The 21,586-nt window shown below is 60.5% G+C and carries 24 protein-coding genes and 1 tRNA gene; 4 read left to right on the top strand and 21 right to left on the bottom strand.

Annotated elements, in window-relative coordinates:
* Positions 1–114 precede the first annotated feature (114 nt).
* On the top strand, positions 115–489 hold the full coding sequence (locus ATE48_RS00355) for a hypothetical protein (RefSeq protein ID WP_066766596.1): 375 nt from the start codon (positions 115–117) through the stop codon (positions 487–489).
* A 137-nt stretch (positions 490–626) separates the two neighbouring features.
* On the opposite strand, the gene ATE48_RS00350 is transcribed toward ATE48_RS00355, so the two are convergent.
* The 4 genes from ATE48_RS00350 to xerC form a co-directional block, all read right to left on the bottom strand.
* A complete protein-coding gene (locus ATE48_RS00350) occupies positions 627–923 on the bottom strand; it encodes a hypothetical protein (protein ID WP_066766590.1) in 297 nt (98 codons plus the stop codon).
* Positions 920–1,822, bottom strand: coding sequence for an RHS repeat-associated core domain-containing protein (locus ATE48_RS00345; RefSeq protein WP_083197083.1), 903 nt, complete (start codon positions 1,820–1,822; stop codon positions 920–922). Before ATE48_RS00345 ends, ATE48_RS00350 begins: the two co-directional genes overlap by 4 nt.
* 108 nt (positions 1,823–1,930) lie before the next feature.
* Entirely contained in the window at positions 1,931–2,287 is a 357-nt protein-coding gene (locus tag ATE48_RS00340) for a hypothetical protein (protein ID WP_066766584.1), read from the bottom strand.
* A 770-nt stretch (positions 2,288–3,057) separates the two neighbouring features.
* Complete coding sequence (gene xerC, locus ATE48_RS00335) at positions 3,058–4,071, bottom strand: site-specific tyrosine recombinase XerC (protein WP_066766582.1); 1,014 nt, start codon at positions 4,069–4,071, stop codon at positions 3,058–3,060.
* Between the two features lie 98 nt (positions 4,072–4,169).
* Between xerC and ATE48_RS20345 the strand changes: the two genes are divergently transcribed.
* From ATE48_RS20345 to ATE48_RS00325, 3 genes are all read left to right on the top strand, one after another.
* A complete protein-coding gene (locus ATE48_RS20345; protein ID WP_083197484.1) occupies positions 4,170–4,898 on the top strand; it encodes an RHS repeat-associated core domain-containing protein in 729 nt (242 codons plus the stop codon).
* Positions 4,899–4,982: 84 nt separating this feature from the next.
* On the top strand, positions 4,983–5,279 hold the full coding sequence (locus ATE48_RS00330; RefSeq protein ID WP_156767530.1) for a hypothetical protein: 297 nt from the start codon (positions 4,983–4,985) through the stop codon (positions 5,277–5,279).
* Positions 5,276–5,827, top strand: coding sequence for an RHS repeat-associated core domain-containing protein (locus tag ATE48_RS00325; RefSeq protein WP_066766576.1), 552 nt, complete (start codon positions 5,276–5,278; stop codon positions 5,825–5,827). Before ATE48_RS00330 ends, ATE48_RS00325 begins: the two co-directional genes overlap by 4 nt.
* A 345-nt stretch (positions 5,828–6,172) precedes the next feature.
* On the opposite strand, the gene ATE48_RS20340 is transcribed toward ATE48_RS00325, so the two are convergent.
* The 17 genes from ATE48_RS20340 to ATE48_RS00235 form a co-directional block, all read right to left on the bottom strand.
* Complete coding sequence (locus ATE48_RS20340; RefSeq protein WP_472286830.1) at positions 6,173–6,823, bottom strand: RHS repeat-associated core domain-containing protein; 651 nt, start codon at positions 6,821–6,823, stop codon at positions 6,173–6,175.
* Between the two features lie 489 nt (positions 6,824–7,312).
* Complete coding sequence (locus ATE48_RS00315; protein ID WP_066766573.1) at positions 7,313–7,555, bottom strand: hypothetical protein; 243 nt, start codon at positions 7,553–7,555, stop codon at positions 7,313–7,315.
* Positions 7,552–8,358 (bottom strand): EndoU domain-containing protein, encoded by an 807-nt coding sequence (locus ATE48_RS20335; RefSeq protein ID WP_083197082.1) that lies wholly within the window; start codon positions 8,356–8,358, stop codon positions 7,552–7,554. Before ATE48_RS20335 ends, ATE48_RS00315 begins: the two co-directional genes overlap by 4 nt.
* Positions 8,349–9,248, bottom strand: a complete 900-nt coding sequence (locus ATE48_RS00305; RefSeq protein ID WP_156767529.1) for a hypothetical protein — start codon at positions 9,246–9,248, stop codon at positions 8,349–8,351. The genes ATE48_RS20335 and ATE48_RS00305 overlap by 10 nt, the downstream gene beginning before the upstream one ends.
* Positions 9,235–10,239: a polymorphic toxin-type HINT domain-containing protein gene (locus ATE48_RS19915; protein ID WP_066766566.1), complete on the bottom strand. Its 1,005-nt coding sequence runs from the start codon at positions 10,237–10,239 to the stop codon at positions 9,235–9,237. The genes ATE48_RS00305 and ATE48_RS19915 overlap by 14 nt, the downstream gene beginning before the upstream one ends.
* 251 nt (positions 10,240–10,490) lie before the next feature.
* On the bottom strand, positions 10,491–11,759 hold the full coding sequence (locus ATE48_RS00295) for a toll/interleukin-1 receptor domain-containing protein (RefSeq protein WP_066766564.1): 1,269 nt from the start codon (positions 11,757–11,759) through the stop codon (positions 10,491–10,493).
* A 387-nt stretch (positions 11,760–12,146) separates the two neighbouring features.
* Positions 12,147–12,830, bottom strand: a complete 684-nt coding sequence (locus tag ATE48_RS19575; RefSeq protein WP_066766561.1) for a hypothetical protein — start codon at positions 12,828–12,830, stop codon at positions 12,147–12,149.
* Between the two features lie 26 nt (positions 12,831–12,856).
* Positions 12,857–13,213: a hypothetical protein gene (locus ATE48_RS00285; protein WP_066766559.1), complete on the bottom strand. Its 357-nt coding sequence runs from the start codon at positions 13,211–13,213 to the stop codon at positions 12,857–12,859.
* A 646-nt stretch (positions 13,214–13,859) separates the two neighbouring features.
* Positions 13,860–14,813, bottom strand: a complete 954-nt coding sequence (locus tag ATE48_RS00275) for an AAA family ATPase (RefSeq protein ID WP_066766555.1) — start codon at positions 14,811–14,813, stop codon at positions 13,860–13,862.
* On the bottom strand, positions 14,810–15,685 hold the full coding sequence (locus tag ATE48_RS00270) for a bifunctional DNA primase/polymerase (RefSeq protein ID WP_066766553.1): 876 nt from the start codon (positions 15,683–15,685) through the stop codon (positions 14,810–14,812). The genes ATE48_RS00275 and ATE48_RS00270 overlap by 4 nt, the downstream gene beginning before the upstream one ends.
* Positions 15,686–15,966: 281 nt before the next feature.
* A complete protein-coding gene (locus tag ATE48_RS00265; protein WP_066766552.1) occupies positions 15,967–16,170 on the bottom strand; it encodes a helix-turn-helix domain-containing protein in 204 nt (67 codons plus the stop codon).
* Between the two features lie 83 nt (positions 16,171–16,253).
* Entirely contained in the window at positions 16,254–17,186 is a 933-nt protein-coding gene (locus ATE48_RS00260) for a hypothetical protein (protein WP_066766550.1), read from the bottom strand.
* Between the two features lie 74 nt (positions 17,187–17,260).
* The gene (locus ATE48_RS00255) at positions 17,261–18,508 is read right to left on the bottom strand and encodes a tyrosine-type recombinase/integrase (protein ID WP_066766548.1); all 1,248 of its coding nucleotides are present in this window, start codon (positions 18,506–18,508) and stop codon (positions 17,261–17,263) included.
* Between the two features lie 193 nt (positions 18,509–18,701).
* Positions 18,702–18,791: transfer RNA gene (locus tag ATE48_RS00250), tRNA-Ser, on the bottom strand.
* A gap of 54 nt (positions 18,792–18,845) precedes the next feature.
* The gene (locus ATE48_RS00245) at positions 18,846–19,493 is read right to left on the bottom strand and encodes a 3-oxoacid CoA-transferase subunit B (RefSeq protein ID WP_066766543.1); all 648 of its coding nucleotides are present in this window, start codon (positions 19,491–19,493) and stop codon (positions 18,846–18,848) included.
* A complete protein-coding gene (locus ATE48_RS00240; protein ID WP_066766537.1) occupies positions 19,493–20,200 on the bottom strand; it encodes a CoA transferase subunit A in 708 nt (235 codons plus the stop codon). Before ATE48_RS00240 ends, ATE48_RS00245 begins: the two co-directional genes overlap by 1 nt.
* Positions 20,201–20,432: 232 nt before the next feature.
* Positions 20,433–21,539 (bottom strand): CaiB/BaiF CoA transferase family protein, encoded by a 1,107-nt coding sequence (locus tag ATE48_RS00235; protein WP_066766536.1) that lies wholly within the window; start codon positions 21,537–21,539, stop codon positions 20,433–20,435.
* Positions 21,540–21,586: the final 47 nt, after the last annotated feature.

Genomic DNA, 21,586 nt, shown 5'->3' with positions numbered 1-21,586 from the left:
CGCAAACGGCGGTCCTGTCAATCCCGACGGTCGAACCCCACAACCCCCAAGAGGACTTACTGCGGCCGAGCGCCGAGAGTGGGTTCGTCAGAGGACTCACGTTGAGCAAGGACCATGACCGATCTTAATGCATGGATTGATGCGGCGGACAAATCCTGCCCTTTGCGGATCGAACGCAGCGAGTGGGACGACCCCGTATTGCTTCTGGGCGGCACCGACTGGAGTCTGTCAGTCACGGCTCCGTGGAGAATAGTGCGCGGTTACATCATGCGAGTTGGAGCGTACGACGAGAGTGCAAAGGCGATTGCAGCGAACTTGATCGGCGAGCGCGTCACTCGCTTTCGAGTGCTAGACAACAGTTCTTCGCTCGATATCGGCGTGACCATTAGCAGTGGCGACGAACTGCAGGTGTTCTGCGCATCGAAGCATGAGAACTGGGTGCTCCGTGTTCCTGCGCAAGCGACAATGGCGTTTGTACCGGCCTCATGAATAAGGTGAGCTGCTGCCGGTCTCGTGGACGCCTTCCTAAGCTAACGCCTCTCGCTCTTTGACCTGCGATTCCTTGTTGGCCAACAGGGACTCCGGCGTCCGACTGGACGCCCTTTCTGCGTCTGTTATTGAGGCTCTTATTCGGCGTTCTTTTCTGGCAGAAGCATTCGGTGCCAGCCCTTGTCGACTAGGGCGCGAATTGCCTCTTCGATGTGACGTCTATCTATCGATCTGACGACCACGGCATTCGGCTCAAGGAAGTAACCGTTGAGTTCCACGTCGGACTGCGCGTCCTGCTGAAGGCGGACGCTATCGTAAAATGTAAGGGTGTATTGGCGGCCTTCGTGCTCTAGCCGCACTCCGCCAACGCGACCTTTTTCTTTCCATGTGCCCTCGTCGATGTCGTCGGGCAGGTCGATTGCAATATTCGTCAAGACGCCCTCCTGCGGCGGCCTTCGTGCTCTAGCCGCACCCCGCCCACGCGGCCTCTCGCTTGCCATGGGTTTTTGTCGATGCCATTCGACAGGCTGATCGTAGCATACTTCACCTCATCCTGCTCTTGTCTCATGCTCTTGCAGCGAATGCAGCTCAGCGCGTCCTGGAACTGCTCAGGCGTTAAATTCGCGCCAGACGCCGGAGATATTTCGTAGTGCGACGGGTCGGCACCACGCTGAGTAATCTGGAGTGAGTCAGGGACGCTGCCCGGATCAATTTCGTGAGCCGTGAATCCTCGTTGTTCGACGCTCGCGGCGTTGTCGAAAACGGACACGCCTCGCCCGGGCTGCACGGTTCCCTCTGGAGTCACTCGGAACTCACCCGGCCGCGCAGTAAATGACGGGGCATCCGCACCACGTGCTCCACGGAAGAACGCCTGGCCGCCCTCAACAGCCGCATCCACACCCTCGCGGATCGCCGGACGCGCCGCATCTCCTCCAGGAGCCAAGCCGGCGACGATGCCTACCGCGCCTCCGATGGTCGGACGGGCCGCAAACTCGGCAACACCCCTTACATCGCCGACGACGGGCGTAACATCGGCTACAAAATTTCCGAAGGCGGCTGTCTGCTCGGCGGTGATCTGAGGGCAATTCGGGTGACAGCCCAACGCGACGGTCGCACCCTCACGACCGGTCGGGTCGCTCACGTTCAGCGGATCATTCCCGACGTACTGATAGAGGTTCAGATCGTCTTCGTAGCCGACGGGATCAGTTTGCAGGAACTGTTGCTCCTGACGCGACTTTCGTAGATTCAGGCATTTTCCCTGACGCGACAAATGCGTAAGCGGCGCGGCGCCTCGATGCGCTGCCCCGTTTCGCAAAAATTTCCAAAGAAGCACTTTTCAGACTGCATGCGCGGCGCTGTTGGAGCACGGTTCGAAGCGGGACGGGCGTGTTCGCGGCAGCCTTCATGCGTGCGCCGAGATGCGTGCAAAGCGCGCGCCCAATCAGGGTTTCGTCCAATTCGTGAAATCCAAAACCTCTCGCGGAACTCCCAGAATTCTCTGTAGCTCAACAACGATCGCCAGTTCCAAACGGCCCAGCTGCGCTTTGACGCCTTCGTCAAAGGATGACGCCTGCACAAAGCCTCGCATGTAGTAGGGAAGGCTCCAACATTCAGCGACGAGCGCGCGGTCAAGCTGGTCGGAAGGTTCAATCTTTCTCAGTACATCAAGAAGCCGTTCAATGTCCGCGATCCGAGCGTCATTGTGGCGGAGTGCGGTGATGCACCCTTCCTGATCGCTTCCGGGACGGCCGATTCTCCAGCCGCTACGAATGTCGTCGAGCAAATCATTGTTTGTCATACAAATCACCGCGGTTGCGCTGGCTCGATCCGGACAATCGCTTCTCTCGGAATATGGCCCACAGCAAGGACTTCTTGTTGGCTAGTCGCCATTGCCTGTGCGACGCGATCATCAAGCGCGCCGGGAACTGACACATCAAGCGCGGGTGTTGTCAGGCGCCTCGGGTCGATGGTGGCGACTAAGCCGGAGGGAGTGCCACCCGTTGTAGCATAGGTCTGCGCTATGCCCTCGTCTTTGGTCATAGAGATATATTGGGAGTCACCGCTTCCAAACTCAACGTGCTGCTCCGGGGTTATGTTTCCGTACGGATTGTTTGCTTGGATCGGTTCACCTGCCCCCAGTTGGGCTACATCTCGCGTTGAGAGGCCACGGAACAAAAATCCACGTTGCTCATCCGTGCGAGTTATCGAGTCAGCAAATTCCGTGACGGCGTTTCGAATGTTGTCGCCGATTTCGCCGAGTGTTGGTCCTAGAGGTTCTTGGCCAGGCTGGGGCCCTGCGATCGGAGGAGGAGGAAGTGGCAATGGAATAGCCACTTGGCGGCCGGTAGGGTCCGCCCAATTGAGCGGGTCGTGCCGGGCCAATCGCAATTTTTCTCGAGTGACCGTCGCGCCGCAATCCTGCCGTTGGCGCCCTGCTCGTCAATTCGGCTCACGTTCGCCGAAGCCGGTCATTCGGCCCTTTCCAATCAGCGTCCGTTATGCGGCCTATTGCAGACTCTCAAGAACGCTACGCGCCGGCCATCGCGCGCGTTCTTGTCAAGCGCCGTGCTAAGCAGACGGAGGAGTAGAATCCCACTCGTTGAACCTGGCGGCAGGATGGGTCCTTGCGTGAACAGACGCTAAGGGACCGATACTGACGTGCGTGTAGATACGCGTCGTATCCAAGCTCTCATGGCCAAGCATTGCCTGAATGAAGCGAATGTCTGCACCGTTCTCCAGCATGTGCGTCGCCGCGGCGTGGCGAAAGAGATGACACGATCCTGCCTTGCCCAGCTTCGCGGCTGAGATATAGGCGCTTACCCTCGCCGTCAGCTTCTTCGGATGCAGTGACGTGCCGCGGGAAGTGAGAAACAATCGATCCGTCTCCAACGCTCCGGCCAACTTCGGTCGCGCGATCTTGCGGTACGCCAAGAGCCACGCAAGCGCTCGTTCACCGGTTGGGACGATACGATCCTTTCCGCCTTTCCCCTTGCGGATCAGAATGAGCTGGCGTGCGTGATCGACGTCGCGCAGACACAGGCGTGTTAGTTCCAAGCGACGCATGCCAGTGACATAGAATGTTTCCAGGATTGCCCTATCGCGCAGACCAAGCGGTTTGGCGATGTCGGGTAGCGCCAGGATCGCTTCGACCTCGTGTTGAGACAAGATCGCGCGCGGCAGCCGTCGCTCAGCACGAGGAAGTTCGAGGCTAGCGCTCGGATCGGTCCCGATGACACGCTCTCGTGCAAGCCATCTGAAGAACGCGCGCAGCGCCACTAGCCGGACGGTTTGGGTGCGAACGGCCAAAGGCTGTCCGTTCGTCTTCCTGTGAACAAACAGGCGCATGCGAAATGCTTCGATTAGATCAGGCGTGACGTCCCCCGCCTGGTCGATGTCTTCTGATTTCGCCCAGGCTATGAAGTCAGAAGCAACGATGACGCGTTGTTCAATCGTATAGGGTGAGTAATTGCGCGAGGCCAAATGCACGCTGAACCGAGTGAGCAACGTGGGCATGTCTACGCTTACGTCGCTTGGTTCTTTCGAGCATGGGACCGCTTCCGTCGATGCGAAAAGGCTCGTCATGATGTTTTGCTCCGCTGGTGCTGGTGACCAGCGAGCGGCTCAACAGACGCGACCCAATGCGATGCAGTGCTCTAACAGGTTGAAGCTGGGATGGACCGATCCCCTCCCCCACGGGGCTGGCCGATCAGGATCATTTCCTGCAAACTGACCCCGTCGGATATGAGGATGATCTCAATCTCTACCAGTACGTTGGAAATGATCCGCTGAACCTGAGTGACCCAACGGGACGCGAGAGCGCGTGCATCAGCTTCGGGCGCTGCGGAGGTTGGAGCGGCTCCAGGCCCGACGACAGAACCGTTCGAGGCATAAGCCAAGGCATCGCGGCTACAGCGGTAGGCGCAGCTGTTGCCACCACAGTAGTCGCCACCAACGCAGCGGGTGCGGCGGTGACTACTGCGATGGTCAATGCCGGTGCGCCAGCAGCTGTGGCGACGGCGACGGGCTCAGCAACTTCCTCCGGATTGTTGGCGGCTACTACGCAGGCGGCTGGCGACGAACTGAGTGGCCGTGGCGCGTCGGTGGAGAGAACAGGAATAGCTGGCGTCGCCGGGGCCACCGGCGGCTTCGTAACCGGCGCGATTCCCGCCGGACAAGGGGCCAACATCGCGAGAGCAGAAATGGGAGTGGCGTTCGGTTTGGCCAGTGCTGCGGCGGTCAATGGCCGCGAGACTACCGGCACCGATATGGCGGTAAGTTCCGTATCCGGCGCGATGGGTGTTTATAGCAGCACAGCTTCGACCGCTGTCGATTTGGCAGCTGCTGGAGCCAGCAGGGCACCCCCACCACCTCCACCGGACGATCAACGCCTGCGCTCCGGGGGCCGATAACATTAGCCGTAGACAATGACGCCAAGTTCCACGGGACCTCAGAGTTTGTTCTCCCTTCGGCACATGCTTTGGAGGTGCCTATTTGTGCGCGCCTGGCTGAAGGCGACCTTTGCCGGTCTGATTTTTCTGTTTTTTCTGCGAGACCTTTGGACCATCGGTATTGTGGGCGCGATCTTTGTCCTCTCTCTGTTTCAGGATATCCACGCCTACACAATGTGTTGGGAAAAGCATCGGGAGCTCACCGCCAAGTTTGGGGCGGACTATCGGGCCGTGCTGAGTGAGAAGTTGGCAGAGTCAGGCTTTGAGCAGCTGCTGTCCGGTTACTGGGCCGAGGTGGGCGTCGCTCTTAAGCAGCGACTGAACTTAGAAAAGCTTCCTTGAATCTCACCACCGCCCTCCGCAGCACATCAGCGCCGCAGCGTCTGCGCGCCTCGAAAAGTGCTTCTAGGGAAATTTTTCGGAATCGGACCGCTTCAAGGGGCCGAAGTGCTGCGTATACTTTTGTCGCGTCTAGGGATTTTGTCTTCGCCTACGAAAAACCGCGTCAGGACCGACAGTCCCTGCAAACTGATCCCGTCGGCTACGAAGACGATCTGAACCTCTACCAGTACGTTGGGAACGACCCGCTCAACGGTGTTGATCCAAACGGCGAGGAACGTATCGGGCTATTTGCAAGCGGCGAGTTGGGCTTTGGTGGGGACGCGCGGATCAAGCTTGATATCTCGTTCGACACGGAGAGCTTCGAGCTTCGTGTCGACGCGTTGGCTGGCGTTGGGGTTGGTGCGCGAGTCAACGCCGAAATCGGAGGCTTTGTAGCCCCAAGTCGGACAGATGGCTTCAGCGCGAATCTTGACCTAACCGCGCAAGCCAGCGCTGCCGCCGAGCTTCGCCCGACCCCTTTGGGCGGGTCCGCTAGGGCATCAACATGACCTTTGTAACGAATGAACCGAAGGCAAAAGGCGCTGCTAAATGTGTGGCTGTGTATCACAACGCGCGGTGTGCGCGGCGACGTATGCGCTACTCCGTCTTTCGTCTGGACAGCATTTCATACGCTCGCTCGAATCCCGTTTGAGATTTTAGCAGCAGAAGGAATGTCAAAAACCTGAGCGTAAGGATTGTCACGAAGAACACCGGCACGAGCCAAAGGAACGTCAGAATGTCCCTGATCGTCCAACCGAACGTGCCGAATCCTATTGCCATTAGCCCGCCCCAGATCAGTAGAACCAACTTCAGGGTCTGCCACCAATCAACGCGCACAAATCGTAGGACAGTGTTCATGAGCAACCACTCTCTTTGCAGTGGTCCAAGCCCTCCACGACAACCGCCGACGATGTGTTGTCAACGACAGGCGCGACCACAGAATTCGCTGCGCGGCTTCCTGCATAGTCAGCCTCAGCTCGGCTAAGAGCGTTTGTTGCCCGGGCGGTACCTTGCGACAAACGCCGCCCCGCTTGCACAGCAATTGCAGCGCCCTCAGTGACAGCAGCCGTGCCTCTGCCCACAGCCGCTTCACCGGCGCCCGCCGCTAGATCACCAGCAACTTCCCCCACCGCGTTCAACACCGCCTGAGCGCCGCGTGCTCCACCGGTGTAGTTCCTCGCATTTCCCGCAGTGAGGTCTGTTACAGCGTTCTCTGAGGCATTCGCGACAGCGCCCGTCGCCAGTGATGTCACAAGGCCTGCACCTGAGCTTGTCACCGCACCGACGACCGCTCCTTCAGCAGCGTTAGCCAAATAACCTGCGGTCGTTCTCTCATTCGCGGGTGTTGTAACATGATATACTGCGGTGTTCACGACAGCTCCGATGACGGCCCCGACCGCGACCCACACCCACTCACCCGTTGGGTCGTTCTTATTCAGCGGATCGTTTACCGCGTACTGATAGAGGTTCAGATCGTCTTCGTACCCGACCGGATCAGTTTGCAGGAAGAGAGCCGCGAGCAGTCGGTGTCACGCTTTCCGCCCAGAGCACCCGCACGCGCGATCACTTCAATTACTCTGGCTCAGCACCCAAACGCTTCGACGGGCATTTCGAGGCGCTTCCCGTTGTTCTCCACAATTCAGGGATTTCGAAATACGAGCAGGGGATAGAGGCTGAGAGGTCCTGCCCATGCACAACCCGGGATGCACAACAACCAGAGCAGTAATCGGTTTCGAAATCTTGCATTGGGAATCTTTGGCCGCCGACAATCACCGCAACAATGTCGGATGCTTGGTTGACCCTTCTCGCCGCACTGGGCACCATGATCCGGCGTCTAGCATCGCGGACTGTGAGTGGCATTCCGGAAGCTCACGCGAAACTCCCTGGCAGATCATCTATCACATCATACGCGAGATGATCTCTGTCGTAGTTGGGCACGCGATCAATACGGCCTCGAAAAGGCGCAGCAAGAACTTCAGCGGTAGCGGCCGATTTCAATCTGCCTTCTGCATTATGCGCCTTGCGTGCGCGATTGAATGCTGGCCTTCGCTCGACAACGCAACTTGACGTTCTTCAATAATCGATGACACCCAATCTAACGCGACTTCAAATTCGCGGTTCTCGATGAAGTCAGTTAAGAGCTCACGATTCTTTGTATCCAATGTCGCGTCAATTTCCTTGACCACTCCGATCAGCAGCGATCGCAATTCTTCCCAAACGGCGCGATTTTTATTCATTGTGGATTCCTTGGACGGTTGGTTGGATAACCAGTAATGATGCGCACGCCGTCATCGACACTTCGAATGTCGACACCATCCCTCGTCCCCTCGGAGACCGTACGCCCGCCCTGCGTCTGGCGATCGGAGGCGGGATCAGTTGCGACATCGGAAATTTCGCCGACAATGCGGTCATCCGACCACTCCGCTGGAAACTCAGATTTCCCTGGCTCCCCGGTGCCCGCGCGATCGCCACCGCCAGTGTCGTCCCCGTCAAGAATATGGCCACGACCTCTATCGTCCGTCAGGTCAGGAGGGGTATCCGTTTGCGCCGGTGCCGAATCATCCCCGGGACATCCTCCTGTTTGACAATTCAAAACAGTGTCGGGGACCATTGTGGGTCCGCCGTTCTCAATCACATTTCTAATGATGACACCAGCACCGGCACCAACGGTAACTGCGCCTGCGCACGAGATTGGATTGAGCAAACACGCGCCCAACGTGATCTCAATTAGCGGCGCCAGCGCTTGCGCCGCCTGCCTCCCTGTCGGATCCGATTGGTTTAGCGGGTCATTTCGCACGTAAGCGTAGAGGTTCAGATCATCCTCGTAGCCCACAGGGTCAGTTTGCAGGGACTGTCGGTTCTGACGCGCTTCATCGTAGCGGCGCCAATTTTCTCTAGACGCCTCAAGCGCGTAAGCAGGTTTTCTCCTAGCTGCTTGGCCTCGTCTCGAAAAAATTTTCCTAGAAGCACTTTTCGGCCCGCGCGGGGCGGCGGCGACACTCGCGGCGCGGACTATGGCGCGCGTCGCGATTACTGCCATCTAACTGGCTGACATTCCGCCGAGAGGACAAGCCCGCTGTGCTCCCAATCGGCGCGCGCCTGATCCAGTTCGTCGCGCTCCAACCGCCACTCAAACAGGTCAGGCCACAAAGATGATGCCTGAAGATTGCCAATAGATTCAGCGTATGCCTTCACGGTCGAGGTAAGCAACGGCGCACAGAGATGCGCTTCGGACAGAATGTTGATCTCGTAAACCTCGCGAACGTAGCCTGAACCGTAGGAAAATTCTGTCGATGTGCGGTACTTAGCTCGATGTACACGATCGGCGTGAGGACCCAGCACATCATCAGGCGGACCGAGCTCCCGCACGGTCGGTCCCGAATATGTTGCGCCGCTAAGGTAGGTACTCGCCCCAGCCGCCACCGGAAACCTAAAAATCGCGCCGTAGCTCGGGTTGAGAAGCTTGAGGCCAGAGCCTGCCAGGTCAAGAAGATCGCTGGGTGATCGCGCAATCCCAACTGATACAGCCAGATTCAACCAAGTTTTCTTTAGCGGAAAATACGAGCCATTTCCCAGATACAGGTGCACATCGCGGTCGGTGTCTCCGACTTTGAACCTGTAGTCGCTGCTAATCTCAAGATAGTTGAACTCGTCGGACTCGCCGATGATCTTCTCTGCTCGTTGGCGTATCTGACTCCATGCCCCCTTTGCGGTTGGGCCTATGGCATCGGCGGTCTTTCCTCTTTGGCCACTGAAGGCGTTACCGCGCGAGGGTGATCCCTTGACGCTCTCGAAAAGGGTCTCTGCAAAGCTCACCCATCGCGACCGTTCAGGCGAACACCAGTCCAGCATCTGTGCACAAACAGCATGGCCATCACGCCACAATTCGTCCGGAAGCCCAGGAAAGCGACCCACACTAATCTGGTTCATGCACCCTCACGCGAATACGGGGATCCACTTCCTCATAGCGTTGCTGAAGAGCCTCATCCGTTTGTCCTGGAGAGCGGACTTCATTCACATCCACGCGAGTTAGCGCACCGTTTTCGTCTCTGATCACCGTCGCCTGATCTGCGCGACGCGAAGAGTTGATCTCTCCATCTGTGGCGTTCCGCAAGGTCTCGTTCATAGAGGAACGCGAGGCCTCTGGGCGTTCAGCTTCCTGCCGAGCTATTCTCTCACTTGTCGAACCATGGGTGGTTCGCTGCCCGCCTCTAGACGTTTCTTGGGCCCTTCCAGTGATGGGACATGCATTGTGCACCCAGACCCTGGCCTCACCGACGAAGTACGTGTGCCATTCGGCCACTTCGAGGTTGTAGGTGCTGGTCACTTCGCCCGTGCGAACGACGGCGGCCACCCGCGCCGGGGCACCATTAGCGCGCAGGATTTCCATGCCGACTTGAAGCTCGTCGGTGCGCACCCATCGGCCATCTGCCGTGCGCCAGGGATGGTCGTCAGTCGTTCCAAAGGTCGCTTCCGAAGAAACGCCGCCGGCCGCCATCACAGCGAACGTCAACCGCCAGACTTGTCGCTCGTGGCGGCGAACAAGTTCAGTGACCGGCTTGTAGGCTGTCTCACCTGTGGTCTCGTTGCGCGAGAGCACCAAGTCCCCGACCTCGATCTCCTCGATGGGCCGCAAGCCATCACTGGTTTCGACGAGCGTCCCTGCCACGAAACAGCATGTCGCCCGCGCCCCGCTCGAAAGTGCGTCGGCAGCTCTAAATCCGCCCCGGACCGCGAGACCGCCTCCCGTAGCGCCCGGCGCAGCTAGCCCGGCCACATCGGCCGCCAAGGCAAGACCGTTTTCCCAATTCAAACCGTTTTCGGAAATGTCCGCGATGTCTGCCGCGATGAAAGCGATATCGAGTCCCGACTCGATCCACCTGCCGGTCGGGTCGGTATTGTTCAGCGGATCGTTCCGCACATAGGCATAAAGGTTCAGGTCGTCTTCGTATCCAACGGGATCAGTTTGCAGGAACTGGCCTCAGTCCGTTTTCGGATCCAAAGCTGCCGTTCATTCGCGCAAAATGACAGGCCGAAATGGGCCAGCGTGCGCCGTAGCGTACAAAATCACGTATGGCTTAGTCGCCCAATTCGTGACGCTAGCGGCGGCAGTCGCCGACCGGCCTAGGTTCGCCGAAAGTTGACGTTCCCGTCGTCGGAACGCGCCGACGATTATCGAACGTAGGTGCAGCTAATGTATGGGTTTCGAGTTTGACCTTGCACAAACACAATGCTGTTGTTCGCATATATCCAGGTCAGCGTTTGACCGACCCCAGGTCGCCGATAGGTAATTCTATCGTCGCGAACCTCGGACACAGTGAAATTGCCCGTGGGCGTGATCGATCGAGAGAAGGCTTGAGCCATATTTACGCGGGCCTCCGCTTGCGTATCGCTAGCTGTTCGAATGTTCAACTCTTCATACAGGCCGCAGTTGGTGCCCCCGCCAATCGCTCGCCAACGTCCGACAATGCTTTGGGGATCGGGCAAAGGAGCGCGTTGGGCAACGGCTCCATCATCAGGAAGCTGCGTGTCTCGCTCGCTAACAGTCGGAGTGTGCTGGGTGGCGAGTTCTTCGGCCGAACCGGATGGCAGCGTCGCGCGCGCAGCCTCCTCAACGCGTGCTTGAACGGGCGGCGTCGCCGCAGCGCTCTGTGTCGGCGGCGCAGACGCTGGTTGCTGCGCCGGTGGCTCCGTTCGCGCAGCGCCCTGCGTACTCTCCGCTGGCGCGCGCGTCGAGGCAGGATCACTCGCGCCCGGCGAAGCATCAGCATCGCTCGCACCATCGACGACTTGCTCAGCAGGCTGCGGCGCAAATGCGCCCGGAAAAAAACGCCACGCGCCGTAACCCGCCGCCACAAGCGCCAGCGCCGCAGAAATCATCACAAGCGCGCGGCTGGTGCTGCGAGCGCGCGGCGCGCTCCCGGCAGAACTCGATTGGCCGCCGATTTTACTCAGGTCGAGAATGCCGGTGTTGACGCTCGCGCGAAGCGTTGCGGCGAGCCGCTCCACGTCGTCGTGAAAATCCGGGTCGCGCCGGATGATCGCAGCATTGCGCCGCAACAGCGGGTGCAAGTTTTCGGGCACTTCCGAAGCACGCGGCATACGCGCACCATTGACCAGCACTGGCACCATGAGCACGCTCGGCGTCGAAAGCGCCGTCTCGATCTCAATCCGCACCCAATCGTGCTCGTCGTCGAGACGACGGCGGCCGTCCTCGTCCTGGGCGTTGACCCAGTTGGGGCCGATTAGCATGAGCGCGACACGGCACTTGGGCAGCACGCTCTTGATGTAGTCACCGAAATCGACGCCCGGCTCAATGTTGTCGACGTCCTTGAAAACACGGCCTTTGCCGAAGCGCAGCGCCATCGCATCATAGATGCGTCCGGCCACATCAGCGGTGTCGTCCCGCCGATAGCCGATGAAGATCGCTTCTCCCGCCATGCCTCGCCCCAAGGCTCCCCAACCGGCGGCGCGGCGACCCGATGGGTTTCGGGAGCTACACTAGCCGCGCCGAACGCGAGCGTAGCCAGCCAGGGCCGGAAGCGCCATGGCTGGCGGCGAACAGGAATGGCTCGAACCCAACTGTCTCAAGACGCTCGCTCGATCAGGCCATCGGGGCAAGTTTGGGCCAAACACTGCCCCACTGACACAACTTTACCAACGGCAGGTTTGAGGTCCGTTCCAGTCATCCAGACAGGCGTCGCGGGCCAGCCATGTGCCCCTGCAAACCCCTGCTAAAGCGCTTTGGCCCGCTGGCGCAGCACTCGCGCGATCGATCGTAAGTCTTCACGTAGCCCGCCCTTCCAGCCCCGACGCGCCGACCTTGCCTTACCTTCTGATGTTCTTGGCCCGGTGCTTTGCTCCCACGGCTTCCATCGGCGGATCGCACGCGCCTGCGCCGCTCTGCGTTCGATCGTCCAAGCAGTCATCAGATGGCTCCAATAGTTGGTTCGGCGGGTTTTCAATTTGCCGCGCGCCCGTGTGAGCAGGCGCGCCGTTATTGACCTGCATCGGCGCCCCGGCCGCGACATTCGCCTGCCGTGCATAAATCACCGGACCGTTGCGAACATTCGCCAGCGTCTCAAGCGTGGCGCGTGACTGCGCCTGCGCCTTCAACGCGAGCCGCATATGTGCCTCGTACTGGGGCAATGACTCCTGCACCACCCCGCGTTCGATCAATCGCGTGAATAGCGATTGAAGCGCTTGCGCCTGGTTCATGAGCATGGCTTCAGCGTGCGAGAGATCGCCAGCGGTTGTGTTTGTCGCCACCCTTCGCAGCTCCGCAAGCGTTCCGGGCACGTCCAACCACTCGCCCGCAACGCTCTTGCCCTCGGCGGCGACAATGACGCGCGTGGCCGATGCTTCCGGCGCAGTGAGGTCGCTTGCGATTTGGCGGGCCTGTTCCGCCGGCGTCGCGCCCGCAAGAGAGCGCACTGGAAAGACCTTGCTCGGAACATAGCGAGGCGTGGACGCCACAGGTTTCGGCGCGCGCGCCTTTCGCGTGCGTTTCATTCTAGCCTCGGATTGCGGCGCTCTCATCACGGGAAACCCGTTGCGATAGCCTGGAAACTCGTGAGCAGAACGCTATCGACCTTGACCGGCACCGCCAGATTTTCGCTGCCGGCAAACTGAATGCGCCAGCCTACAGTTTGTCCGCTGGTGATGGATACGGACGGACCAACGGTCCAGGCGCCGCCGTTCACGCGATACGAGATGGTCCCACTACCCGAATACTCAGCGACAACCGTGCGAGATCCCAGAGCGCCCGCCCACGTGATTGCGCGGTCCTCGTTAGTGCTCGTCACTGCTGGCCAAGCGACGCTAATGGCCGACCACGCGGCGCTGATTGCAGCTTGCGGTCTGCTTAGAACACCGATCGTTCCTGCGAAGTGCATTTCAAACCTCCTTACAGCGCGCGCTGCGCTCCCGCAGAGCCGCCTCCCATAGACCACGCTCAAACATTTTTACTTGCAGTCCCCCGTCTGGGCTCGGCTCAGCAGTAGCTTCATCCCAATCGAGGCGCAGGACTTCGATCCCGCTGTGACCCGACCGCGGTAGCCGCCAAACGCGCAGGCGGCGCCCGCTGTTGTTGCCTCTTACGAGCGGCTCAACTCGGACGGCGCCCAGCTCGAAGCCTTCTGGAATCGATCGACAATCGTGCCCAAGGGCATGTGCATCCGCGCACCAGTTCCAATGCAGCGCGCCATCACCGCTTTGCAGAACACCCTCCGACTGAGCTAAACGCATGGCAGCGCGCCACAGATTGAAGATCAGACCGCATTCGGCACCGCTCATCGCGGCCACCGTAGAAAGCGCGAGTTGCGAGCCGCACGCCGTCTCACCTTCTGGCATCGCGTGCGACTCTGTGGTCGCAAAGCCCGTCGCATCGGCAGTCGCACACTGCGCTCGGGCGCGAACGTCAGCGCACGCGTTTTGTCCGATAGTCGCACCGCCAGTCGCACCGGCAGTCGCGCGCTCCTGCAAAAGTCGCACAGTCGCACGCATAGGGGTTGCGACTGTGCGACTTGCTCCGTGTTCGGACTAACCTGCATGACCGTTCACCGCTTGCGAACGTTGCTTGATCCGAAACACGGTCGAGCGGTGGATGCTCAGATCTCGTGCTATGTCGTCGGCGCTGAAGCCTTGTTCCAGCATTTCTCTGACTTCGGCGTCACGGTCGGCGGTGACGCCCTTCACCGCCCACGCTCCGTCAGCACCAAGGGCGGCCTCAAAGGACTCTGCATCAGGACCATAGAACCCTCGCGCTTTGTCGAACTGGCCGATGAAGCGCGCGCCCTGGGAGGCGTCATAATCCTCCGGCCGCTTAAGCAGGAGCACGCTATCAAGCACGTCTTCCCGCTTGCTCGTTCCGCGTTGCGCGCCGCCTTTGCCCGTGTGGTGAATGAACAGCACCGCCTTACCGGCGCGTCGCAGTTCCAACGCCCACGCCTGCATTGGCGCCCAGCTCTCCGCTTCGTTCTCGCGCCCGCTCCGGCACAGACTCGAAAGGTTATCGAACACGATAAGCGCGAATGGCTCTAGCGTTGGCCTTAACGCGGCCTGGCCTTCGGGCGTCGCCAGATCGGGCAAGCCAAACTCGCAATGATCGGCAGCGAGCAACGCAAAGTTTTCGTTCGCCGCATCTTTCGGATCGTTGGCCGCGACGTTGCGCGCCAGTCGCTCCTGCAGCGCGCCTGCAGGCATTTCGCCGTCAACGTAGAGCACCGGTTTCGGCTTCGGCGCCTGCCACTTGAGAAACCGCCCACCGCGGGCCACAGCGCACGCCACACCAAGCGCTAGGTGCGTCTTACCTAGTCCCCGCGGTCCAGCAATCATGGTCAATCCCTTGGCCGGTAGCCAAGGCTCTAACAGCAATTCGCGCGGCGGCAGCGTCATGCGCAAGAAGTCTCGCGCTGCGATCGGCGCCGGAATGTCAGAGCCCATCGGCGTCGGCGACTGCGGAAATTGCGCCAGCACATTCGAAAGCTCGCTCATGCGCGCCTCCGTTGTTGGCGTTGCGGGACAGCACGCGGGTTTTCTAGTCCGCGCTTCAAGCCGCTCGCGATGGTGCTCTCGGCGGCGGCGATGCCGTCATCGCCAATGAGTCCGCATGTGTGTGCCGCATCCATTAAGCCGCTCGCCAGCGGTTCAATCGGCAGCAAACCGGCCGCCGCGAGTTCGCCGAGCGATGCGGCAGCTTTGTAGAGCGCTGCATTGCGCCCGCCGGCGAGCGTAGCCGCGACGGCTCGCAACTCGCGCTCTAACGCGGCGTACGCATAGGGATGAATGGTCCCGCTATAGGTCCGCACCGCCGCTTCTTGTGGGATGGGAGGCGGCTTCGGCGGATCAATGAGCGCCAATAACCAACCGGGCACTTGCGGCAGACTGTGCTCAAACGGCGCGGGTCTCCAATGATAGTTCGGCGATGGCGGCGCCGTGGCGAGTCCGCCTTCGCCCTTTACGTCAACACCGGGCGCTAGAGCGACGCGGTTACGCAAGCGAAGCGACGTGTCGCACGCGAAATAGAGATGCACGCCACGGCGTGGCGTGCGCACGCGCGGCCCGAGCGCCAGGACTTCGCCTCGCCCATGCTCCGCAATAAGCGCCGCGAATGACTTTACGCCATCGGCGCCGCTCGCATGATTGCGATCAAGATCGATCACCACCACGCCCGCGCCGGTGGCGATTGCTAGACCGCTGGCCCGCGGCGCATCGGCGAACAGCGCGGCCACCGCCTCGGCGTTGCAGCTTTCACGCTCGCGCCAGCCTTTCAGCGCGGGGCGCTTGTCCCCAGCGATCATTGGCACTGGCCGCAAACCCAGCGCCGCGAGTTTGATCGCTGAGGCTAAGAGGGTCGCGCGGTTCATGCGCGCCTCCCGCAATTGGCGCGCGCTTCGATTGCGAGCGCATCAAATATGCAGGCGGTGGCGGCGTGCCAGCGCTCCCGTGCTTCCCGACTAGGCGCCTCGCTCGCGGCCCGGCTTGTCAGTTCTGCTAACCAACGCCCGGCGTGTGCGCGGCGTTGATCGTAGACAATGGAAGGGCTACATTGATTGCGCGCCGCGTGACTGCAAAGCGCATCAATTCTCGAGCCCGCCGCACTAGCCCGTGCGGCGGCTCGTTCGTTTTTGGCCATAGTTGCGCACCCTCACGCTTGCGGTTGCGCGTTGGCGGCGGCGGATTTGAAGCGCGGCAGTGAGGCCGCCCACGCTTCGGCAGACTCGGCCGGAATGAGCGTTCGCGGGCCATCCTTCACCGCATCGATTTTGCCTTGGGAGATCAACTCGTACAGGCGCGTGCGCCCCATGGGGTACGCCGCACAAAATTGCTTAACTGTGTAGAAGCGAGGCATTGCATCCGTTCTCCGTTCACACGCGGTTATGCGCGTGGTCGGGAGAATGGATGCGAGCGCGGCATCAATCCCCTGTCACGGATTCAATTGGCGCCGCGCTTTACTTTGGTCGTATCCGCGCGCCGGCGCTTTGGCTTGCCCGCCGAGGAACTCAAAGCCGGAAAATCTTCAGCGACTTTCGCCCACACCCGAAGAGCACCACGGCCGCTGATATTGAATTCCTTTGCCGCGGCTGCGGGCCACTCGCTCGCCTTCGGCCACAATCCGCCATTCGCCGCGGACTCGCAAAGAGCGCGCAGCGACTTTTCTGCGCGGACCTCGCCTGCCGCTGTTGGCGCTCGCTCCGACCAAAGCCGCAGGACGTCCTCGCGCCACAACAGAATGTCATTCGCATTGTAGGTAGTCGCCATCGCGAACATGTCCCGTCCCGCTCTAAGCACGTCGGTACCCCGGTGCTCGATCGGTTCAAGGAAGGGCCATTCATGCTCCGGGATTTGCCTCGGCGACCCATCCACGATTGTGATTGCCTTGAGTTGGCCAGCCCCCAACTTGGCCCACAGATCGGCCTTCGCGTCATGAATGGTCGCACGCTGCGCCACATCCGGCGGCACGCCTTCGCTCGCTTCGATGGCCTCGCACAGAGACAACATGAACAGCGGCGCTTCGCCCTTGAACGTTCGCTCCAAGAGCCAGCCGGCGCGCACAAGGATGCCGCCGGTGCCATCGCCAACTGTGTACTCGCGCCAGAACCAGTCTTGATGCTGGTCACGCCACCGGGGAAGGCAGTCGCGCACGCGCCCTAAGTCAGCCCACGCAATCCAGGCCACGGCCATGGCGAGCGTCCAATGTGTGTCGCGCATCGGATCGAAGCGCGCGGGCTCGAGCGCCGGCGTGAGCCGCCCCAGTCCCAGCGCGGCCGCTTGCGCTTCAGCGTCCCCGGGGTCTAGGCGTCCATCCGAAAGCTCGGCAAACAATCGGTCACGCTCGCAGCGCTGCGTTTCGGTCAGCTGAATCATGGCGAGTGTGATTCTCAACTGTTCGCGCTCGTTCGCAAGAGCGCGCCACCGCTCGCAGCGGCCTCTCACCCGCCTCAGGTGCTTTGCTTAACCCTAAGTCCTACCACCGAGCTCTTAGCGGTTGGCGTTTCAAGATAGCCCGCCCATGCGCCCATGAGCCTTCGGCGCTTGTCGAACAGATCGCCTCGTCGATAGGCGGCTTCCACCTTGTCGCCAATCGCGTGGGCGAGCGCGGCTTCAGCCACTTCACGTGCGAACGCCGTGCGCTCGGCAGCCCAATCGCGAAACGTCGAACGGAAGCCATGAGCCGTCACGTCGGCCCGCCCCATGCGCCGCAGCGTTTGCAAGAGCGCCATATTGGAAAGCGCCCCGTTCGGCCCAGCGAACACCGGCCCTGCTTCCTTCGGTCCCAACTCGCGTAGCAAGGCCACAGCGGGCTTTGACAACGGCACGCGGTGTTCCCTACCGCCCTTCATTCGATCGGCGCCCAGCGTCCACACAGCGTTAACAAGGTCCATCTCGCGCCAATCAGCGCCGATGACTTCGCCGGTGCGCGCAGCGGTTAGAATGGCAAACGCCAAGGCACGGGGCGCAACCCCTTCGCGCTGCGCCAACTCGCGCCAGAAGGCCGGCGCATCAGTGAACGGGAGCGCCGCATGGTTGCCGCGCGGCTTCGCCTTGGCGAGCGCCGCACGAGACGGGAGCGAATGCTTCAGCCGATCGCGGCGGGCCGGGTTGTCGCCTTCGGCCCGATAGCCGCGCTCGGCAGCCCAATCCAGCACCGCTTCAATCCGCCCGCGCAGGCGGGAGGCGGTTTCGGGCTTGGCGGCCCAGATCGGTTCAAGCACGGCCAACACGTCGCGCTTGTCGATCACCGCCACCTGGAAATCGCCGAAGACCGGGTAAGCGTAAGTCGCGAGCGTCACCGACCATTGGTTTGCGTGCTTGGCGCTGCGCCAGCGATCGCGGTGCGCGGCGATGTAGGCCTCGGCCGCTTGGCGAAAGGTGAGCGCCCGGGCGGCCTCAACTTTGGCTTGGAGTTTTTCAGCCTCGCGCGCCGCCAGTGGGTCGCGCCCGGCCTTAGCCTCAACCCGTGCGGCGAGCGCTTTCGTGCGAGCGTCGGCCAGCGGCACAAGCTCGAATGTCCCAAGCCCCATATCGCGCGAACGCCCTTCAGGTAGGCGCAGCCGCACAAACCATGACCGGCGCGCGTCCCCCGCCTTGCCGCGCGTCACCTGAAGGTAAAGCCCGGCGCCGTCCGCATAGATCCCGGGCGCCGAAAGGCGCTTGATCTTCGCATCAGAAAGCTTGTTTGCGGCCACGCCAGGCCCCCGGTTCGATTCCCATTCTGGGGCCAATCCACGCCCCTATCAACGAATCTAAGCCCGGTGGGGACCGAACGTCAACTGCCATTAACGAGCCGAGGAATGTCGGATTAACCCTGATTTAACGCTGTTCTATGGGTCAATAGCCGGTCGTCTGCGGACGTGAGAGAACGTGGACAAACAGGGCCTGTGGCGGAGGGAGTGGGATTCGAACCCACGGTGGACTTGCATCCACGCTAGTTTTCAAGACTAGTGCCTTAAACCACTCGGCCATCCCTCCGGAGCGGTGGCGGGTACCAGCGTCCCCGGTCCACCGCAAGCGGACAAAGCGTCCTTAAGCCAGCCCGTTCACGAACGACGCTTCGGTTTTGGCGGTGATTTCATCGAGGCTGACGCCATCGGCGAGCTGGATCAGCTTCATCGGCTGCGCGCCCAGCTTATCGATCTCGAATACGCCAAGGTCGGTGATCACCAGATCAACGACGTTGATACCAGTCACAGGCAACGTGCACGTCTTGAGAAGCTTCGAGGCGCCGTCCTTGGAAGTGTGCTCCATGACAACCACGACGCGTTTGACGCCGGCGACAAGATCCATCGCCCCGCCCATCCCCTTCACCATTTTGCCGGGGACCATCCAATTCGCGAGGTCGCCGCGCTCATTGACCTCCATCGCGCCCAGGATCGAAAGGTCAATGTGACCGCCGCGGATCATCGCGAACGAATCCGCCGACGAAAAGTAGGAGGTCTTCTTCAGCGCCGTGATGGTTTGCTTGCCGGCATTGATCAGGTCCGCATCGACGTCTTCGTCGTAAGGGAATGGCCCCATGCCAAGCATTCCGTTCTCGGACTGCAAAGTGACTTCCATCCCGTCGGGAATGTAGTTCGCGACGAGCGTCGGAATCCCGATGCCCAGATTGACGTAGTAGCCGTCGCGCAATTCCTTGGCGGCGCGCTGAGCGAGTTGATCACGAGACCAAGCCATTATGCGTTCTCCCGCTTGGTGACCGTGCGTTGTTCAATGCGCTTTTCGAACGAGCCTTGAACGATGCGATCGACGTAGATACCTGGCGTGTGAATGGCGTCCGGATCGAGCTCGCCGGTTTCAACGAGAATTTCGACTTCAGCGACGCACTTCTTGCCGGCAGTCGCCATCATCGGATTGAAGTTGCGCGCCGTCTTACGGAAAATCAGATTGCCTTCTTTGTCGCCCTTCCAGGCCTTCACAATCGAGAGATCGGCGACCAATCCGGTTTCAAGCACGAACGTCTCGCCGTTGAAGACCTTCGTCTCTTTGCCGTCCGCCACCAGCGTGCCCACGCCAGTCTTGGTGTAAAACCCCGCGATCCCGGCTCCGCCCGCTCGGCAACGTTCGGCCAACGTACCCTGGGGATTGAATTCAAGTTCCAATTCGCCACTCAGATACTGGCGCGCGAATTCCTTGTTCTCACCGACGTATGAGCTGACCATCTTCTTGATCTGCTTCGTCTCAAGCAGAAGACCCAAGCCCCAGCCGTCCACGCCGGCATTATTCGAGATTACCGTGATGCCCTTAACGCCCGTGTCACGGAGGGCGATGATAAGGTTCTCAGGGATTCCGCAGAGGCCGAAGCCGCCACTCATCACCGACATACCGTCGAAGGTAAAACCCTCGAGCGCGGACTTCGCGTCCGGATAAACTTTGTTGGCCATGGGCGCCCCTTTACGTAGCGGCGTGCGGGGGCGCAACATGCCGTGGCGGATATGCAAGTTTCAGATTTGCCCTGAACGCAATTGCACCGGCAGCTGAGCCGGCTGCCGGTGCTTTTGCTTCACCCCTAAGGTGGGGTGAGAACCTGATCCCGGTACGAGCGAGGGACGAAAATCGTCCGGAACCGGGGATGATAAAACGATATTCGCGCTGAACCTGGTCTGAAGCCGCCAATCATAATGGGCGGGCTGAAATTCCCCATTCATCCAGAATTTCCTCGGTTTTTGCGCCCATGCCGCCGGGCGGACCCTGAATGGCGGAGGGGGTACGCGAAAATCTTGGGGCCGGGGCCGGTTGGACGAGACCTTCGAGGTCCACAAACGTCCCTCGCGCCACGTTGTGCGGATGGGTAGGCGCCTCGGCCATGCTCAAAACCGGGGCGAAACAAACGTCTGTGCCTTCCATCAGGGCGCTCCATTCATCGCGCGTTTTGGTCGCGATCACGTCCGCTAATTTCAAGGACAGTTCAGGCCAGTCGCCCTTGTTCATATGAAATGCGAATTTGGGATCATCCTTGAGCCCGGTTTTCTCGATGAGGAGGGCGTAGAACTGCGGCTCGATGGAACCGATGGAGACGAACTTGCCGTCTTTGGTTTTGTACACATCGTAGAAATGCGCTCCGCCATCGAGGAGATTTGCGTCGCGATCGTCGCTCCAGATTCCCGAAGCACGCAGCCCGTAAATCACGCTCATCAGTGAAGCTGCGCCATCAGTGATCGCAGCATCGATCACCTGCCCCTTCCCTGAACGCTGCGCCTCGAACAGTGCGGCGCAGACCCCCATGGCGAGATAGAGAGAGCCGCCGCCATAATCGCCAACGAGATTGAGCGGCGGCGCCGGAGTATCATCCTTGCGTCCCATGGCGTGCAGGGCGCCGGAAATTGCGATGTAGTTCAGATCGTGTCCGGCCGCTTCAGCAAGCGGTCCTGTCTGCCCCCAACCCGTCATGCGGCCATAGATCAGTTTTGGATTTCGCTTCAGCGCCTCATCCGGCCCCAGACCCAAGCGTTCCATCACACCTGGACGAAAGCCTTCGATCACCACGTCGGCCTTCTCGATCAGCCCGAGTGCAACACCGACGTCGTTCGGTTCTTTAAGATCAAGCACAACGTGCCTGCGACCGCGTGCAGGAATGTCAGCCTTGAACGCCGGCCGACCGCCTTTCCGGTCAACGCGTACGACGTCAGCGCCCATGTCCGAGAGCAGCATGCAGCAAAACGGACCTGGCCCGATGCCGGCGAATTCGACGATCCTAACGCCCGAGAGCGGTCCCTGACCCATCTTGTGCTCCGTTTACCCTCACAGTTTCGGACTGTGCTAAGCGGCGA

Origin of the sequence: Candidatus Viadribacter manganicus (genome assembly GCF_001679665.1) — a bacterium.
GTDB lineage: Bacteria > Pseudomonadota > Alphaproteobacteria > Caulobacterales > Aquidulcibacteraceae > Vitreimonas > Vitreimonas manganica.
Note: the sequence above shows the minus strand (reverse complement) of the source record. Positions and strands in the feature narration are given on the sequence as shown.